The sequence below is a fragment of the Nocardiopsis sp. NPDC006938 genome (assembly GCF_042869555.1).
Lineage (GTDB): Bacteria > Actinomycetota > Actinomycetes > Streptosporangiales > Streptosporangiaceae > Nocardiopsis.
The window spans coordinates 23365-39350 of record NZ_JBIAGA010000010.1; the positions used below are offsets into that span (position 1 = coordinate 23365).

Consider the following 15986-nt stretch of genomic DNA (forward strand, 5'->3'; position numbering starts at 1 on the left):
CGGCGAGACTTGTTACTGACCAGTTAACCCGTCCGGTGCCCCTCCGCGCCATCCGGGGTCGTCGTTGGCGCGTCCTCGTCCCCGGCGGGGGCGGGCGACGCCGGGCGGGCCCCGCCCCTGGTGCGGAAGGGGCCCCGGACCAGCGCGGCCCAGCGTCCGTGCGCCCCGGTCGGTGCCTGGTCGGAGGCGGGGGAGACCTCCGTGCCGGGGGTCTGCGCGGCGACCACGGCCGCGCGGTCCACCGGCAGGACGCCCTCGGTGCGGTCGGCCTCGTCGAGCTCGGGCAGCAACCCCAGGGCGGAACAGGCGGAGGGCAGGACCACCAGGGCGGCCTGGGCGTACCCGCGCGCGGACGGGTGGAACCGGTCCGGGCCGAACATGGAGCCGGGGTCGGCCCGGAAGTCGTCGGCGAGGACGTCGCTCAGGGAGACGGTGCGCCCGCCCGCCTCCGTCACCGCGATGGTCTGCGCGGCCGCCAGCTGCCGGGAGGCGCGTCGGGCCACCGACCGCAGCGGCCAGCCGATGGGCCGGACGGTGCCGAGGTCGGGGCAGGTCGCGACCACCACGGGTGTGCCGAGCCCCACCAGTTCGGCGGAGACCTCGCGCAGGGCGGCCACGGCGTCGTTGGGGCGGACCCGGCGGATGACGTCGTTGGCGCCCACGAAGACCACCGCGACGTCGTAACGCCTCCCCGGCTCGCGCGCACCGGCCCGCTCCACCTGGGCGTCCAGGTCCGCGGAGGTGGCTCCCGGGGTGGCGGTGCAGCGCAGGAGCACCGGGCGCTCGGCGGCGGCGGAGACGCCCGCCGCGAGCAGCGCGCCCGGGGTCTGCCACGCCTCGCTCACGGCGAAGCCGGCGGCGGTGGAGTCGCCGAGCATCAGTAGGCGCAGGGCCGGGCCCGGTCCCTCGCCGTAGGTCCCGTCGGCCCTGGGACGGTCCCAGGCGGTGCGGCCGATCGCGTTCTTGGCCAGCCGGGCCTGGAGGTAGAGCAGCGCGACGGTGCCACCGCCCACCAGAGTGAGCCCGCCCCCGCCGAACGCGGTGGCGGCGGCGATGCGCCGTGCCCGCGCGGCTCGCAGCATCGGTACCTCCCGCAGTGTCCGCCCCGCCCCTGACCTCCTTCCCGACGGTACCGGCGGGCCGATCCGGGGTCACGTACCCGGACGACACACCCTCGGGGCGCGGGCGCCACCGAAGTCGGACCGGTCCGGTACGGCGTACCGACGAATCGGCGGACCGGTACGGACCGGTCCACACCGCTCATCGGGGCCTTGAACCAGGTGAGCGGCGCGCCGACGGCGAAATCGGCTTAGAGTCTGCATGTGGGAGCCGGACCGGTCCCACCTGCCTCGGGCGTCACCGGGGACACCACACAGGGCGGGCCGAAGACCCGGTCGCCACGATGCGAAGGAGCGAAGTTGCGGGTACACGATTCACTGATCGACCTGGTCGGAGACACCCCCTTGGTCCGTCTTCGGAAGGTCACCGAGGGGTTGGCCCCGACGATCCTGGCCAAGGTCGAGTACTTCAACCCCGGTGGATCGGTCAAGGACCGCATCGCACTGCGCATGGTGGAGGCGGCCGAGAAGAGCGGTGAGCTCGGGCCGGGCGGCACGATCGTCGAGCCCACCTCGGGCAACACCGGTATCGGCCTGGCCCTGGTGGCGCAGGAGAAGGGGTACCGCTGCGTCTTCGTCTGCCCCGACAAGGTCGGGCCGGACAAGCTGTCGGTGCTGCGCGCCTACGGAGCGGAGGTCGTGGTCTGCCCGACCACCGTCGCTCCGGAGCACCCCGACTCCTACTACTCGGTCTCGGACCGGCTCGCGGCCGAGATCCCCGGGGCGTGGAAGCCGAACCAGTACGAGAACGAGAACAACCCGGAGTCGCACTACCACTCCACGGGCCCCGAGCTGTGGGACCAGACCGAGGGCCGGATCACCCACTTCGTGGCGGGCATCGGCACCGGCGGCACCATCAGCGGCACCGGTCGCTACCTCAAGGAGGTTTCGAAGGGGGCCGTGCAGGTGGTCGGCGCCGACCCGGAGGGCTCGGTGTACTCGGGCGGCAGTGGCCGCCCGTACCTGGTCGAGGGAGTGGGCGAGGACATCTGGCCCGGCACCTACGACACGGCGATCTGCGACGAGATCGTTCCGGTCAGCGACAAGGACTCCTTCCTGATGACGCGCCGCCTGGCCAAGGAGGAGGGCCTCCTGGTGGGCGGTTCCTGCGGCCTGGCGGTGGAGGCGGCGCTGCGGGTGGCCAAGGACGCCGGTCCCGACGACGTCATCGTCGTGCTGCTTCCGGACGGTGGGCGCGGTTACCTCGGCAAGATCTTCAACGACGAGTGGATGGCCGACTACGGCTTCCTGTCCGCCGACACGGAGGAGGCCACCGCGGGGCAGGTGCTCGCGGACAAGGAGGGCGGTATGCCCGACTTCGTGCACAGCCACCCGGACGAGACGGTCGGCACCGCCGTGGCGATCATGCGCGAGTACGGGGTCTCCCAGCTGCCGGTGATGAAGGAGGAGCCGCCCGTCATGGCGGCTGAGGTGGTCGGCTCGATCGCCGAGCGCGACCTCCTTGACGCGCTGTTCGACGGCCGGGCGGAGCTCGACGACCTCGTCGAGACGCACATGGGCAAGCCGCTGGCCACGGTGGGCACCGGTACCCCGGTCAGCGACTGCGTCCGCCTCCTGCGCACCTCCGGCGCGCTGGTGGTGCTGCGCGACGGCAAGCCCGTGGGCATCCTCACCAGGCAGGACCTGCTGGCCCACCTGTCGGGCTGAGTCGGCCTCCCCGGGGTTCCGAGCGCGGTTCGGGCCCCGGGGTCCCGGTACCGGACAGGGTGCCGCATACTCGGACACTGCTAATGTTCGCGTCAGTACGTACTGGCCGGTAATAAGTAGGTGCACCCGTGTCGCGGCTCCTCAACTGGATCATCCGCTCCGCCTGGTCGTACGCGCGCAGTCACGGAGAGATCCGAGCCGACTCCCGGGCGGCCCGCAGGTTCGCGCGCTTCGGCGCGGGATCGGCGATCGCCTTCCCCACGGCGACGGTCTACGGCGAGCCGTGGATCGAGATCGGCGTCCACACCGTGCTCGGCGGGGACATGACCCTCGCCGCCGGGATGGGCCCCGACTACGACCTCGGCGAGGGCACGGTGGTGCGCATCGGCTCCGGGTGCGCCATCGGACGCGGCTCGCACATCGTGGCGCACCGCTCGGTGGACATCGGCGACCACGTGTACACCGGCCCCTACGTCTACATCACCGACCAGAACCACGCCTACGCCAACACCGACATCCCCGTGGGCCTCCAGTGGCCGGTGGACGATCCGGTGAGCATCGGCGACGGTAGCTGGCTCGGCGCCAACTGCGTGATCCTGCCCGGGGTGCACCTGGGCAGGAACTCTGTGGTGGCGGCCGGTACGGTCGTGCGACCGGGCACCTACCCCGACCACGCGGTCATCGCGGGCGTCCCCGGCAAGGTCGTGCGCACCCACGACACCGAGCTCGGCTGGGACCCGCCCCTGCGCGAGACCGGGACCCCCACCCGGGTCCCCACTCCGGTGACGGGGTTGCCGCCCGAGGTTCCCGCCGAGCCCCCCGAACCGGGGTCGCCGACCCGTTTCCCCCCGGCCTGACGGACCGTCCGGGCGGGAGGCTCCCGGGGCCCGCGGCGCCTCGGAGGGCCCCGTGCCGGCATCGGTCGCCGGGCGCGCGGCCGCGGCGCGCGAGAAGACGACCACATCCTGAGATATGCCTGTTGACAACGGGTTCCGGGCGGTCCCGGGGCACTAGGGTGGCCCCATGAAGTTCGACGGTTTTGAAACGCTGGCCATCCACGCGGGGCAGGAGCCGGACGCCGGTACCGGTGCCGTGGTTGTGCCGATCTACCAGACGAGTACCTACGCCCAGGACGGCGTGGGCGGGATGCGGCAGGGCTACGAGTACTCCCGCACCAAGAACCCCACCCGCACCGCGCTGGAGGAGTGCCTGGCCGCCCTGGAGTCCGGTGCCCGGGGCCTGGCCTTCGCCTCCGGCATGGCCGCCGAGGACACCCTCCTGCGCACGGTCCTCTCCCCGGGCGACCACATCATCATCCCCGGCGACGCCTACGGTGGCACGTTCCGGCTCATCTCCAAGGTGGTCGAGCGCTGGGGCGTCACCTGGGACGCCGTCGACCAGACGGACGTCGACGCGGTCCGCGACGCCGTCCGCCCCAACACCCGCGTGGTGTGGACGGAGACGCCCACCAACCCCCTCCTGGGCATCACCGACATCGAGACGGTCGCGCAGATCGCCCACGAGGCCGACGCCCTGCACGTGGTGGACAACACCTTCGCCTCGCCCTACCTCCAGCGGCCGCTCACCCTGGGCGCCGACGTGGTCGTGCACTCCACGACCAAGTACGTCGGCGGCCACTCCGACGTGGTCGGCGGCGCGCTGGTCGTGGCCGACGCCGAGCTCGGCGAGCGGCTGGCCTTCCACCAGAACACCATGGGCGCCGTCGCGGGCCCCTTCGACGCCTGGCTGACGCTGCGCGGGGTCAAGACCCTGGGCGTGCGCATGGACCGTCACAGCGAGAACGCCGAGCGCGTGGTGGCCGCGCTGGAGGGCCACCCGGCGGTCGGTCGGGTCTACTACCCGGGCCTGGACACCCACCCGGGGCACAAGATCGCCGAGCGGCAGATGCGCGCCTTCGGCGGCATGGTCTCGTTCACGCTCAGGGGCGGTGAGCAGGCCGCGCTGGACCTGTGCGAGCGGACGAAGGTGTTCACCCTGGGTGAGTCCCTGGGCGGTGTGGAGTCGCTGATCGAGCACCCGGGCCGGATGACGCACGCGTCCACGGCGGGCTCGGCGCTGGAGGTCCCGGCCGACCTGGTGCGGATCTCCGTGGGCATCGAGTTCGGTGACGACCTCGTGGCGGACCTGACCCAGGCCCTGGAGGGCTGACCTTCCGGGTGGGTCCTGCGGGGCGACCCCCGGCGGGGGTGCCCGCGCCACACCGCGCGGGTGCCCCGGCCGTGTGCCGGGCCCGTCGCGGCCTCCGCGTCGATGGTGCTCGAGGGCTGTGCCCTCGTACGTGCCGGGGTCAGACGGCGGTGGGGGTACGGCCGCGGTCGGGGAGGTCACCCGGGCCCTGGCTCCGGAAGCGCAGGCCGACCACGGCCCGGCTGGAGCGGGTGAGGGCGTTGTCGTCGTCGCTCCGGCGCAGGGAGCGGTAGGTGCCGCCGCGGTCCGCGCGGCGGATGCCGATGGAGACGGCGAGGAGGAAGCCGACCGCGAGGGCGGTCAGGAACAGGGCGGCGAGGATGAGGATGACGAACGCGATGTTCATGGGGAAGTCCTTCGCGTAGGCGGGTGGTCAGTTCCTGGTGGGCCCCCTGCCGTACAGGGGGAGGGTGGTGCCGGGGGTCATTGGTGCCGGGTTCCTCTGCCGGTATGGGGCGGGTGGTCCTGGAGGGGCTGTCGCATGCTGTCGGTCTCCGGTTCTGGGGGCCGGTGTGCCTGTACTGAGGGTCACCTTCCTTTAGGATGGTTCATGAGAACCAGTCAGAGCTGTTTGGCTGGTGTAGTACTTAGCTTGTTGGTACAAGCTGTGTTGTTGGTCTTCTACCCCTCTTAGGGCGGACTCATGCGGGCAGAGAGCAGATACCGACAGATCGCCCGTGTCCTGCGACGGGAGATCCAGGACCGGAGCCTCCCCCTGGGCGGCCAACTCCCCTCGGAGAAGCAGCTGGAGGAGCGCTTCGAGGCCTCCCGCAACACCATCCGCCTCGCCCTGGGCATGCTGCGCAACCAGGGCCTCATCGTCAGCAGGCCCGGGCGCGGACACTTCGTCCAGGACGTGGTCCCCGAGATCTTCTACGCCACCCGCAAGACGGGCGGCCCGGAGGGGCTCAACGAGTTCAACATGAGCGGCCTGACCCTGGAGGAGCTCCAACTGCTCAGCGCCACCCCCGACATCGCCAGCCGCCTCCGGGTCCCGGAGGGGGAGATGACGGTGGTCCGGCGCATGCACCGCTTCTCCGGCGAGCGGTCCGGATCGATCAGCTCCGCCCACTACCCGGTCGACCTGGTCCAGGGCACCTCGCTGATGCTCCCCGAGAACGTCGGGAGCGCCCTGGCCGTGCTCCTGGAGCACGGCCACCGCCAGGTCGGCTACGTGGACGAGCTGGAGACGCGCATGCCCACCCCGCAGGAGGCCTCCGAGCTCGAACTCCCGCCCGGAGTCCCGGTCCTCAACGTGAACCGCACCGACTACTCCGACGAGCGACCGCTACGGATGGTGCACACTGTCCACGCGGGGCACAGCATCCGCTACCAGTTCGAGCACGGTAACCTCCAGGCCTACCACCGGGACTGATCAAGCCAATGAGCGCGACGAAGAAGACCGTGGTCGCCGACTACCTGCGGGAGGCGCTGGCCAGGGGTGACTACCGCCCGGGCGACCGGCTGCCCGGCGAGGAGGAGCTCGCCGACGAGCTCGACGTCTCCCGGGCCACCGCGCGCCTGGGGATGCGCATCCTCCAGGACGAGGGCCGGGTCTCCATCCGCGTCGGCCGGGGAGCCTTCGTCTCCGACCACCACCCGGTCACGCACAAGGCCACCCCCGACGGTACGGACGACCCCTCCCGCTTCGACCTCGGCTCCCACGATCGCCTGCGGCGGGCCGGATTCGGCGACATCGACGAGAAGGTCAAGGTCAGCCTGGACACCATGCGCCCGAAGGTGGCCAAGCGACTGGTCGACGCCGCGGACGGCCGGGCCGCCAGCGGGGGACTGGTCGTCATCCGGTCCTCGGAGCACTTCGTGGACGGCGGTCTCTGGCAGTCCCACGTCACGTACTTCCCGTTCGGGATCGCCAACAACACCCCGCTGATGTCCCCCGAATACCTGGAGGGCGGGATCGGCGCCGTCCTGCGCGAGCTCGGATTCCACGAGGAATGGAACTGGGACGTGGTGGGGGCGCGCATGCCCTCCCAGGACGAGGCCGACGCCTTCGGACTGGGGCCCGGCATCCCGCTGTTGGTCCAGGAACGGGTCACCTACCAGGGGCAGCGTCCGCTGCGCTACACGGAGGCGCTCATGCCGGCCAACCGTCACCAGCTCCTGTACGCGGGCGGCGACGCCCCCGACGAGCTACCGGTGCTGGACTCCGGCGTCAGCGTCTTCGACCACTGACCGCCCCGACCGCCGCAAGGCCGGTGCCGCCCGCGCGGTGACCGGCCGCGCACCGCCCCGCGCGTTCAGGGCCCGGACCGCCGCCGCAGGTACCGGTCGACGACCAGCGGCCCCAGGGCGTCGGCGCCCGCGTCCACCACGCCCACCCCGCGGCGGCGTTCGAGGAGCTCCCGGAACCCCCGCAGGCGGGGGTCGTCCGCGAGCAGGAAGAACGTCACCCCGGCGCCCTCGCCCAGTACGCAGTCCAACTCCGCGGCGGTGACCTCCACCGTGCGCGGCGCGGGCGGCCAGGAGAACCGCGCGTCCCCGTCCTCGCCCAGGTGGGCGGTGGGCTCGCCGTCGGTGACGACCAGCACCATCGGCAGCAGCCCCCGGTGGCGGCGCAGGTGCCGCCGGGCCAGGCGCAGCCCGTGCTGGAGGTTGGTGCCGGGCACCCGGCGCCAGTCGTGCTCCACGAGGTCGGCGGGGGACATCTCCCGGGCGTGGTCGCCGAACCCGACCAGGAGCACCCGGTCCTCGGGGTGTCGTGTGCGCACCAGGGTGTGCAGGGCCAGCGCCGTACGGACGGCGGCCTCGTGCAGGCCGCGCGTGACCATCGAGTGGGACAGGTCCACGAGCAGGCACACGGCGGCCGCGCCGGCCGGTTCGGTCTCCGCGTACCGGACGTCCTCCGCACGCAACGGCGCCGCGCCGGAACCGCCCTGCGAGGCCCGGCGCAGCATCGCCTCGCGCAGGGTCGCCACCGCGTCCAGCGTCCGGTCCAGACCGTCGTGGGGGACGGTCGCCCCGGTCGGTTCGCCGCCCGGGGCGTCGCCGCCGGAACGCCCCCCTGGCGCGGTCCGCCGCGCGTTCTCGACGTCCCTCAACGCCACCTCGCCCAACCTGCGCAGCTCGCGCGGGGTCAGCCCGTGGTCGGCGGAGTCCAACCGCTCCAGCGGACCGTGGGCGGCCGGGCCCAGCACACCGCGCAGGGCGTCGGCGTCCAGGCCCCCCAGAGCGTCGCGGTCGCCCTCCGCGTACGCTGACAGCGCCTCCTCGGCGGCGGCGAGCACCGCCCCACGGACGTCCCCTTCGGGGGTGTCCTCCCGTGACCGGGCCCCGGCGATCAGACCCACCAGACCCTCGGCGGCCCGCACCGCCTCCTCAGGGGGCGGGTCGGGCTCGGCGAGGGGGTCGGGGCCACCCATGTACTCCCGGTACCGGAACCTCATCAGAAGCGGTAGACACCACCCTCCGGGGCGGTGTCCTTGGACAGCCGCCGCTCCAGGTACAGGCCCTCCAACGCGAACTCCACCACCGACGCGGCCAGCCCCGGGGTGGGAGGGCCGTCGGTCTCCTCGGGGGCGACCCGTTCCAACAGTCCGGCCAGGCCGGGCACCGTTCCCACCCGGCGCAGCAGCTCGACCGCCCCCACCAGGTCGCCGCTCTCCACGGTCCCGCCGCCCGCGAACCGGTCACTGAGCGGTTCCAGGTCCGCGTCGCCCAACCGGGCCCGGAAGGTCTCGGAGACGGCCCGGCGCAGCAGGGTCTCCAGGACCGCCGCCTCGCGCCCCTCCGACCCCGTCTCGAACTCCACCTTGCCCAACAGGGGTTCGGGGACGCCCACCAGGTCGCAGACCCGGGCCACGGGGACCTCCTCGCCGGTCAGCGCGGCCCGGCGCAGCGCCGACGCCGCCAGGGTCTCGGCGGCCGCCACGGTGAACCGCACCGAGACCCCCGAGCGCTGGTCCACCCGGTTGGAGGCGCGCACGAGTCGGGCGAAGCGCACCACGGCCTCCAGGAGGTGCGTGGGGACGGTCGTGCCCGGGGGCAGGTCCGCCTCCTGCCGGACCAGCGCCAGTTCGTCGTCGAGACCGGGCGGGTAGTGGGTGCGCACCTGGGCGCCGAACCGGTCCTTGAGCGGGGTGACGATGCGCCCCCGGCTCGTGTAGTCCTCGGGGTTGGCGCTGGCCACCAGCAGGAGGTCCAGGGGCAGGCGCAGCGTGTACCCGCGCACCTGGAGGTCGCGCTCCTCCAGGACGTTGAACAGGGCCACCTGGGCGCGCGCGGGCAGGTCGGGGAGCTCGTTGACGCAGAACACGCCCCGGTTCGCGCGGGGCAGGAGGCCGTAGTGGACGGTCTCCGGATCACCGAGCGAACGCCCCTCCGCGATCCTGGCCGGGTCGACGTCGCCGATCAGCTCGGCGGTGCCGGTGTCGGGGGTGGCCAGTTTCTCGCCGTACCGGGCGTCGCGGTGCCGCCAGGTCACCGGGAGGGCGTCGCCCTCGGTGGCGCTCCGGCGCAGGCAGGCGGGACAGACCGGGGCGTAGGGGTGGTCGTTGACCGGGCAGCCCTCCACCACGGGGCTCCATTCGTCGAGCAGACCGGCCACGGTACGGATCAGCCGCGTCTTGCCCTGGCCGCGCTCGCCCAGCAGCACGATGTCGTGTCCGGCGATCAGCGCGCGCTCCAGCTGGGGGAGCACGGTGGCGTCGAACCCGTGCACCCCGGGGAAGCGGGGGCCGCCCGAGGCCATCCGGGTCAGCAGGTTCTCACGTACCTCCGCCGTGGTGGAACGGTGGACGTGGCCGGACTCGCGCAGCGCGGCGCGCGTGCGCGGGAGCCCGCTCGGGACAGGTGCGGCATGGGTCACAAGGGGGAGTGTAGGGCGTGCCCGACCGCCCTCGGCCGCCTCGGGCGGGCCGGGACCGAAGGGGCGTTCGCCGGGACGGGGGCGTTTGAGGGTTCCTCTGGTGGATAGCCCCTGTTGGGAGTCGGATGGAAGAATGGGACGACAGGGTTCCCAGGCCCGGTCCAGGTGGCCGGTGAAGGCGGGGGTGGCGGCTGGTGGCTAGGTTCGGCGATGCACTGACGACGGGGGCCGACCTCGTGAACGCGGGCGAGCGAGCCGTCCTCCAGGCCCTGGAACAGGTGGACGGCCCCGCCGACCTGGTCTGTTTCTTCGTGAGCGGGGCCGACCCGGACGAGGTCACCCTGGCCGGGAGACGGGTCATGGAACTGGCCGGGGACGCCCTCACCCTGGGGTGCAGCGCCACCGGCGTGTTCGGCGCAGGCCGGGGCGTCGAGGGCCAGGGCGCGGTGAGCGTGTGGTGCGCCCGCCTGCCCGGGGTCGAGCTGACCCCCTTCCACCTGGACACCGTGGTCGAGGGCGATCAGCTGGCCGTGGTGGGTATGCGCGAACCGTCGCCGCGTGACCGGGTCGGCATCCTGCTCACCAACCCCTACGAGTTCCCCACCCAGGCGTTCGTCCGTGAGACCACCGAGGCCCTCGGCGGGCTCCCGCTGGTCGGGGCGATGGCGGACGGGCTGCGCGGGGAGGACTCCGTGCGGCTGTTCTGCGAGGGCGAGGTGGCCCCCAACGGAGCCGTGGGAGTGCTCGTCGGCGGTGAGGGGGTGCTGGGAACGGTGGTCAGCCAGGGGTGCCGCCCGGTGGGGCCGAACATGACCATCACCAAGGCCGAGGGCAACCTCGTGCTGGAGCTGGCCGGGACCAACGCCTACGAGCGGTTGGAGGCCCTGGTGGAGGAGCTGCCCGAGAAGGACCGCGAGCTGGCCGCGCGGGGCCTGCACATCGGGATCGCGATGGACGAGTACGCCGACCAGCACGAACAGGGCGACTTCCTCATCCGCACGCTCAACGGCGCCGACCCGGAGCTGGGCGCGCTCACCATCGACGAGATGGTGGAGGTGGGCCAGACCGTCCGCTTCCAGGTGCGGGACGCGGGGACGGCGGACGAGGACCTCGCGCGCAAGCTGGCGGAGTTCGGCGCCGAGCACGCGGTGGCCGCGGGACTGCTGTTCTCGTGCCAAGGGCGGGGGGAGGCGCTGTTCTCCCAGGCCGACCACGACGTCCTGGCGGTGCGGCGCGTCCTGGGAGCCGGTCCGGTGGCGGGCCTGTTCGCGGCGGGTGAGATCGGCCCGGTCGCGGGGGTGAACCACGTGCACGGCTTCACGGCCTGTCTGCTGGCGTTCGGGGCCTGACCGCCGGGCGTCGGGTCAAGTCGGACTTTTACCCTCGGATCACCAACACCCTGACCAACCTGCTTGAGTGTGCGCACACCAGGGTGATTACTAAGAGTGACTGCGTTTTCATCACTTTGCGTGCTTGGTGAGAGAAGGAACGATGGCCGACAACCGGCGCACGACCACGTCCCTCGTTGCCCTCGGGGCGTTCGCCCTCCTGGCTCCGCTGGCGACACCCACCCCAGCGCTGGCCGCCGAGTCCGCCTGGATGGAGCAGGACCTGACCTCGGCGGACCGGATCGGCCTGTCCCTGGACTCCGGAGCGCTGCGTCTGAACACCGGCCGGTCCACCGACCTCGGCGCCTCGCCGCGTCTGGACCCCGCGCAACGCCGTGCGGGGCTGGCGACCTTTCCCGGTCAGGAGCTGGACGGGGCCACCGACACCCTCGACGTCGACGTGCGCGTCACGGGCGACGCCGAGGAGGTCCTCACCGAGGCACGGGGCGTGCGCTCCGACGGGATGTGGACGGAGTGGCACCCCACTGGGGTCGGCGGAGGCAGGGTGACCCTGCCGGAACCGGTCGCGGAGGTGCAGCTGAGAGTGGGGGTGGAGTCCGAGGTGGTCGGCGGAGACGGGCCGCAGGAGCGGGACGAGGCGACCTCGGTCACCGAGGTGCGGGTGCGCCCGGTGGAGTCCACCGGGACGGACGAGCCCGCCGGGGCCACCGGAACCGACGGGGCCGGGGAGGACACCCAGGACGAGGCCCGGGACGACGACGTCCCCCGCCCGTTCTCGGCCCGCCTGTTCGCCACCCGCATCGGCCTGGTCGGCAACAAGACCGCCAACGGGCACACCGTCCGGCCCGACGACCAGTTCGTGGCCCTGCCCTCCCGCCGGGGCCTGGCCACCCGGGGCGGCGGCGAGTACACCGTCCGGGTGTGCAGCACCGGCGCCCTGGGGCCCGGCGCCAGCGGTGACACCGAGAACCACGAGCCCCGCTGCTCCTACCTGCCCGTGTGGGACGTGGGCCCCTGGAACATCACCGACGACCACTGGAACGACGACCGCGAGTCCTGGCGCGACCTGGACCGGGGCCGCCCCCAGGCGCAGGCCGCCTACACCGAGAGTCACAACGGCGGCCTCGACGGGTTCGGCCGCCGGGTGCTCAATCCGGCCGGCATCGACCTCGCCGACGGGGCCTTCAACGAGGGCCTCCAGCTCCCCACCAACGCGTGGGTGCGGGTCGACTACCTGTGGACCGCCGAATACCGTCACCGCGCCGAGATCACCACCGCCACCGGCGCGGACCCCGTGATCGTGCGGGAGGGTCCCGGCACCGACCACGACACCGTGGGCCAGGCCGCCCACAAGGCCAACGTGGACGTGGCCTGCCGCACCACCGGTGACCGGGCCGCCGGACCCGCCGGAGCCTCCGACGTCTGGTACCGGATCGGCGAGGACCACTACGTTCCGGCGGCCTTCGCCGTGGGCGGTGCCGACGCCCCCGAGTGCGTCACGGAGTAGGGGGCCGGGCATACGGCAGGGGCGGCCGAAGCCGCCCCTGCCGTACTACGTTCCTGGTCCGCCCGGTGGTGCCACGGCGGTGTGTCACATACCGCTGTAGGGAACCGCCTCGATGATCTCCACGCCGAGGCTCTTGCCGTTGGGCAGGTTGTAGCTGACCGTCTCACCGACGCCCTTGCCGTTGATGGCGGAGCCGAGCGGGGACTTGGGGGAGTACACGTCGATGGGGGAGCCGCTCTCCTCACGCGAGGCGAGCAGGAAGGTGACCTCCTCGTCGTCGCCGTCGAACCTGACGGTGACGGTCATGCCGGGGCCGACCACGCCCTCGGTACGGGGCGCCTCGCCGACCCGCGCGGTGCGCAGGATCTCGGTGAGCTGGAGGATGCGGGCCTCCATCTTGCCCTGCTCCTCCTTGGCGGCGTGGTAGCCGCCGTTCTCCTTCAGGTCACCCTCTTCCCGAGCGGCCTCGATCTTCTCCGCGATCTCGATACGCCCGGTCCCCGACAGGTGGTCCAGCTCTCCCTTGAGCCGGTCATACGCCTCCTGGGTGAGCCAGGTGACGTTGTCATCGCGGGTCTGGGTCACGGGAACTCCTTGTGTACTCGTAGCAATGGCCACCAGGCGGCCAGAGCTGAACTCACGAGAATATCACCGTGCGCGATCGCACACCGGTGACGCGTGTCTCGGGAGCCGCTCCGGATACCTGTGCCGAACAGGGGGAAAGCTCGGTTGATCAGTCCTGCGAACCTTGTTCCCTGCACGAGGCCACTTCTACCGTGGAAGCCTGACGAACCGTTTCAACGGTCTGGCTGACCATTCGGTTCCCGCCCTCGACCTCGATCCGCTCCGTGCCGACCTCGACCATCTGGGCGTCCAGGGCGCGGATCAGGCACTCGGCCCCGTTCTTGCTGTTGACCTCGAAGTCGATCCGGGCCTCGCTCCCGGTCGGCGCGGTCACCGCGATCACCTGGTGGTACACGCCGCCGCTCAGCCCGGTGTAGTTCATGACGGAGTAGCCCCAGCCGATGCTGACGGCCACGGCGAAGATGGTCGCGACGACGAAGAAGACGGGCCCGTTGCCGTGGCGCTTGCGTAGCGCTGGCGCGGTGTCGGCACTGTTCACGGCATCATCTTCCGGGGTCGCTGACATTGGGAATCTCCGAGCGAGGGGACGGTGTTGTCTAAGATATCCCCGACCTGACAGCCCCCCTACGCGGCCCGCACGTGAGTCGTCCACGCCGTGACCCGGGGTGGCGTCGGACAGCCGCGTGCAGTGGCCGTCGACCGAGCCAAGGAGAAGCCTTCGTTGTCCGAGCGCCTGCGGCTTATGGCCGTCCATGCCCATCCCGATGACGAGTCCAGCAAGGGCGCGGCCACCATGGCCCGCTACGCCCGAGAGGGTGCCGACGTGCTGGTCGTCACCATGACCGGTGGCGAACGCGGAGACATCCTCAACCCGGCGATGGAACGCCCCGAGGTCCGCGAGAACATCGCCGAGGTGCGCCGTGAGGAGATGAACCGGGCCCGCGAGATCCTCGGTGTCGAGCAGGAGTTCGCCGGTTTCGTCGACTCCGGCCTGCCCGAGGGCGACCCCCTCCCCCCGCTTCCCGAGGGCTGCTTCGCGACCCTTCCCGTGGAGGAGGCCGCCGAACCCCTGGTGGCCGCGATCCGCCGGTTCCGTCCGCACGTCATCCTGACCTATGACGAGAACGGTGGTTACCCGCACCCCGACCACATCATGACGCACCAGGTGTCGATGCACGCCTTCGACGCCGCCGCCGAGCCGGACGCCTACCCGGGCTCCGGCGACCCGTGGCAGCCCCTCAAGCTCTACTACTTCGTCTCGTTCCCGCCCGAGCGGTTCGAGGCCCTCGCGCGCATCCTGGCCGATCGCGGTCTGGACAACCCCTTCGCGGAGTGGATGGAGCGCCTCAAGGACCGGGAGCGCCCGCGCTGGGACATCACCACCCGCGTCCCTTGCAGTGAGTACTTCGACACGGCGCACGAGGCGCTCAAGGCGCACGCGACCCAGATCGACCCGGACGGCTTCTGGTTCGCCGTGCCCAACGAGGTCGTGGCCGAGGCCTGGCCGACCGAGGACTACCACCTGGTCCGGTCCCTCGTGGACACCGAGGTCCCTGAGAAGGACCTCTTCGCGGGTGTGCGCGAGTCGATGAGAGTATGAGTGGCATGAACACCCTTCTCGCGTCCACCACGACGGTCGCCCAGGACTTCGCACTGGACAAGGACACCGTCACACCCGGTGTCCTGGGCTTCCTCGCCATCTTCGCGATCGGCGTGTGCCTCTACTTCCTGATGCGGAGCCTGATCGGCAAGCTCCGCGGGGTCTCGGCCCGGGCCGAGCTCCAGGAGGCCGAGGAGGCCGCCGGGCGGGACGACCGTGTGGAGACCTCCGGGGTGGAGGCCGCCGCCGGGGAGACCGCGTCCACGGGGGACTCCTCCACGAACGCCTGACCCGGCGCCGCCCCCGCCACGCACCCGCGGGGGCGGTCCCGGCAGGCACGCCCCCGCATGAGGGGGAGTGCCTACGATGGGGGGATGCTGCCCGAGCCCTCCCGAGCCCCGTCCCTGCCCGACCGGGTCCACCACCAGCTCAGGTCGCGCATCATGGACCTGGAGCTGCCTCCCGGCCATCGGATCACCGAGCGCGAGGCGTCGGCCGAGCTCGGCGTCTCACGGGTGCCCCTGCGCGAGGCCCTGCGGTTGTTGGAGGCCGAGGGGCTGGTGGTGCTGGTGCCCCGGCAGGGGGCCATGGTGGCGAGCTGGTCCCGTGAGGACATCGTGCGGCTGTTCGAGGTGCGCGAGGAGCTGGAGACCCTGGCCGCGCGCCTGGCCGCCGCCCGGCGCACCGATGCCGACCTGCGGCGGATGCGCTCCCTCCTGGACGACGCCGAACACGCGCTGAAGGCGGACGACGAGTCCGCCACCGCCGCCGCGAACGCGGGTTTCCACCGGGCCGTGGTCGCCGCGTGCGGCAACCCGCTCCTCCAGCGGATGATGGCGCCGCTGGACTCCCGCGTGCAGTGGCTCTTCCATCTCACCCGGCACCGCGACACCCGGGAGCAGCGCGAGGAGCACGTCCGCCTGCTCGAACTCGTCGAGGCCGGTGACGGCGACGGCGCGGCGGCCCTGTACCGCGCGCACATCGCGGCAGGGCTGGAGCCCACGCTGGCGGTGGCCGACACGTGGGAGCGGTTCGACCCGGTGGACGTCACCCGCACCCGCACCCGCAGGTAGGCGCCCGACCTGCGATCCACGGCCCCGGTTCCGCACCGCGACCGGGTGTGTCC

Annotated in this window: 16 protein-coding genes; 10 read left to right on the top strand and 6 right to left on the bottom strand. The window is 72.3% G+C overall.

Annotation, left to right across the window (positions count from 1 at the left end; genetic code table 11):
- Nucleotides 1-23: 23 nt before the first annotated feature.
- Nucleotides 24-1082: an SGNH/GDSL hydrolase family protein gene (locus ACFYL4_RS16410; RefSeq protein WP_387519058.1), complete on the bottom strand. Its 1059-nt coding sequence runs from the start codon at nucleotides 1080-1082 to the stop codon at nucleotides 24-26.
- 336 nt (nucleotides 1083-1418) lie between these two features.
- Here ACFYL4_RS16410 and ACFYL4_RS16415 point away from each other — a divergent pair, with 336 nt between their 5' ends.
- The 3 genes from ACFYL4_RS16415 to ACFYL4_RS16425 all read left to right on the top strand — a co-directional run bounded on the left by ACFYL4_RS16415 (nucleotide 1419) and on the right by ACFYL4_RS16425 (nucleotide 4955).
- Complete coding sequence (locus ACFYL4_RS16415) at nucleotides 1419-2786, top strand: cystathionine beta-synthase (RefSeq protein ID WP_357758477.1); 1368 nt, start codon at nucleotides 1419-1421, stop codon at nucleotides 2784-2786.
- A gap of 128 nt (nucleotides 2787-2914) precedes the next feature.
- A complete protein-coding gene (locus ACFYL4_RS16420) occupies nucleotides 2915-3643 on the top strand; it encodes an acyltransferase (RefSeq protein WP_357758480.1) in 729 nt (242 codons plus the stop codon).
- Between the two features lie 166 nt (nucleotides 3644-3809).
- Nucleotides 3810-4955 (top strand): cystathionine gamma-synthase, encoded by a 1146-nt coding sequence (locus ACFYL4_RS16425; protein ID WP_387519059.1) that lies wholly within the window; start codon nucleotides 3810-3812, stop codon nucleotides 4953-4955.
- A 139-nt stretch (nucleotides 4956-5094) separates the two neighbouring features.
- Here the strand turns inward: ACFYL4_RS16425 and ACFYL4_RS16430 are convergent, their stop codons facing one another.
- Nucleotides 5095-5340 (bottom strand): hypothetical protein, encoded by a 246-nt coding sequence (locus tag ACFYL4_RS16430; protein WP_387519060.1) that lies wholly within the window; start codon nucleotides 5338-5340, stop codon nucleotides 5095-5097.
- Nucleotides 5341-5637: 297 nt separating this feature from the next.
- Between ACFYL4_RS16430 and ACFYL4_RS16435 the strand changes: the two genes are divergently transcribed.
- Together ACFYL4_RS16435 and ACFYL4_RS16440 are read left to right on the top strand one after the other, a co-directional pair.
- Nucleotides 5638-6369 carry a GntR family transcriptional regulator gene (locus tag ACFYL4_RS16435; RefSeq protein WP_357758488.1) on the top strand — a complete coding sequence of 244 codons (732 nt, stop codon included), beginning with the start codon at nucleotides 5638-5640 and terminating at the stop codon, nucleotides 6367-6369.
- 8 nt (nucleotides 6370-6377) lie between these two features.
- Complete coding sequence (locus tag ACFYL4_RS16440) at nucleotides 6378-7187, top strand: GntR family transcriptional regulator (protein WP_387519061.1); 810 nt, start codon at nucleotides 6378-6380, stop codon at nucleotides 7185-7187.
- Nucleotides 7188-7252: 65 nt separating this feature from the next.
- Here ACFYL4_RS16440 and ACFYL4_RS16445 read toward each other — a convergent pair whose 3' ends face one another.
- On the bottom strand, nucleotides 7253-8398 hold the full coding sequence (locus tag ACFYL4_RS16445; protein ID WP_387519062.1) for a VWA domain-containing protein: 1146 nt from the start codon (nucleotides 8396-8398) through the stop codon (nucleotides 7253-7255).
- The gene (locus ACFYL4_RS16450) at nucleotides 8398-9819 is read right to left on the bottom strand and encodes a sigma 54-interacting transcriptional regulator (RefSeq protein ID WP_387519063.1); all 1422 of its coding nucleotides are present in this window, start codon (nucleotides 9817-9819) and stop codon (nucleotides 8398-8400) included. Before ACFYL4_RS16450 ends, ACFYL4_RS16445 begins: the two co-directional genes overlap by 1 nt.
- A gap of 194 nt (nucleotides 9820-10013) precedes the next feature.
- Between ACFYL4_RS16450 and ACFYL4_RS16455 the strand changes: the two genes are divergently transcribed.
- Nucleotides 10014-11168 carry an FIST N-terminal domain-containing protein gene (locus ACFYL4_RS16455; protein ID WP_357758499.1) on the top strand — a complete coding sequence of 385 codons (1155 nt, stop codon included), beginning with the start codon at nucleotides 10014-10016 and terminating at the stop codon, nucleotides 11166-11168.
- 142 nt (nucleotides 11169-11310) lie between these two features.
- Entirely contained in the window at nucleotides 11311-12675 is a 1365-nt protein-coding gene (locus ACFYL4_RS16460) for a hypothetical protein (RefSeq protein ID WP_357758502.1), read from the top strand.
- 84 nt (nucleotides 12676-12759) lie between these two features.
- Here ACFYL4_RS16460 and greA read toward each other — a convergent pair whose 3' ends face one another.
- Nucleotides 12760-13260 carry a transcription elongation factor GreA gene (gene greA / locus ACFYL4_RS16465; protein ID WP_357758505.1) on the bottom strand — a complete coding sequence of 167 codons (501 nt, stop codon included), beginning with the start codon at nucleotides 13258-13260 and terminating at the stop codon, nucleotides 12760-12762.
- A gap of 148 nt (nucleotides 13261-13408) precedes the next feature.
- Entirely contained in the window at nucleotides 13409-13825 is a 417-nt protein-coding gene (locus ACFYL4_RS16470) for a DUF4307 domain-containing protein (protein WP_357758508.1), read from the bottom strand.
- Between the two features lie 156 nt (nucleotides 13826-13981).
- On the opposite strand from ACFYL4_RS16470, the gene mca reads away from it, so the two are divergent.
- The 3 genes from mca to ACFYL4_RS16485 all read left to right on the top strand — a co-directional run bounded on the left by mca (nucleotide 13982) and on the right by ACFYL4_RS16485 (nucleotide 15933).
- The gene (gene mca, locus ACFYL4_RS16475) at nucleotides 13982-14860 is read left to right on the top strand and encodes a mycothiol conjugate amidase Mca (protein ID WP_387519064.1); all 879 of its coding nucleotides are present in this window, start codon (nucleotides 13982-13984) and stop codon (nucleotides 14858-14860) included.
- Nucleotides 14861-14865: 5 nt separating this feature from the next.
- The gene (locus ACFYL4_RS16480; RefSeq protein ID WP_387519065.1) at nucleotides 14866-15150 is read left to right on the top strand and encodes a hypothetical protein; all 285 of its coding nucleotides are present in this window, start codon (nucleotides 14866-14868) and stop codon (nucleotides 15148-15150) included.
- Nucleotides 15151-15234: 84 nt separating this feature from the next.
- Nucleotides 15235-15933, top strand: a complete 699-nt coding sequence (locus tag ACFYL4_RS16485; protein ID WP_387519066.1) for a GntR family transcriptional regulator — start codon at nucleotides 15235-15237, stop codon at nucleotides 15931-15933.
- The last annotated feature ends 53 nt before the right edge of the window (nucleotides 15934-15986 follow it).

Coding starts and splice junctions, on each gene's coding strand:
- ACFYL4_RS16440 (WP_387519061.1), top strand. CDS start 6,378: ATGAGCGCGACGAAGAAGACCGTGGTCGCCGACTACCTGCGGGAGGCG.
- ACFYL4_RS16480 (WP_387519065.1), top strand. CDS start 14,866: ATGAACACCCTTCTCGCGTCCACCACGACGGTCGCCCAGGACTTCGCA.
- ACFYL4_RS16410 (WP_387519058.1), bottom strand. CDS start 1,082: ATGCTGCGAGCCGCGCGGGCACGGCGCATCGCCGCCGCCACCGCGTTC.
- ACFYL4_RS16485 (WP_387519066.1), top strand. CDS start 15,235: ATGCTGCCCGAGCCCTCCCGAGCCCCGTCCCTGCCCGACCGGGTCCAC.
- ACFYL4_RS16430 (WP_387519060.1), bottom strand. CDS start 5,340: ATGAACATCGCGTTCGTCATCCTCATCCTCGCCGCCCTGTTCCTGACC.
- ACFYL4_RS16460 (WP_357758502.1), top strand. CDS start 11,311: ATGGCCGACAACCGGCGCACGACCACGTCCCTCGTTGCCCTCGGGGCG.
- ACFYL4_RS16445 (WP_387519062.1), bottom strand. CDS start 8,398: ATGAGGTTCCGGTACCGGGAGTACATGGGTGGCCCCGACCCCCTCGCC.
- ACFYL4_RS16470 (WP_357758508.1), bottom strand. CDS start 13,825: ATGTCAGCGACCCCGGAAGATGATGCCGTGAACAGTGCCGACACCGCG.
- ACFYL4_RS16425 (WP_387519059.1), top strand. CDS start 3,810: ATGAAGTTCGACGGTTTTGAAACGCTGGCCATCCACGCGGGGCAGGAG.
- ACFYL4_RS16435 (WP_357758488.1), top strand. CDS start 5,638: ATGCGGGCAGAGAGCAGATACCGACAGATCGCCCGTGTCCTGCGACGG.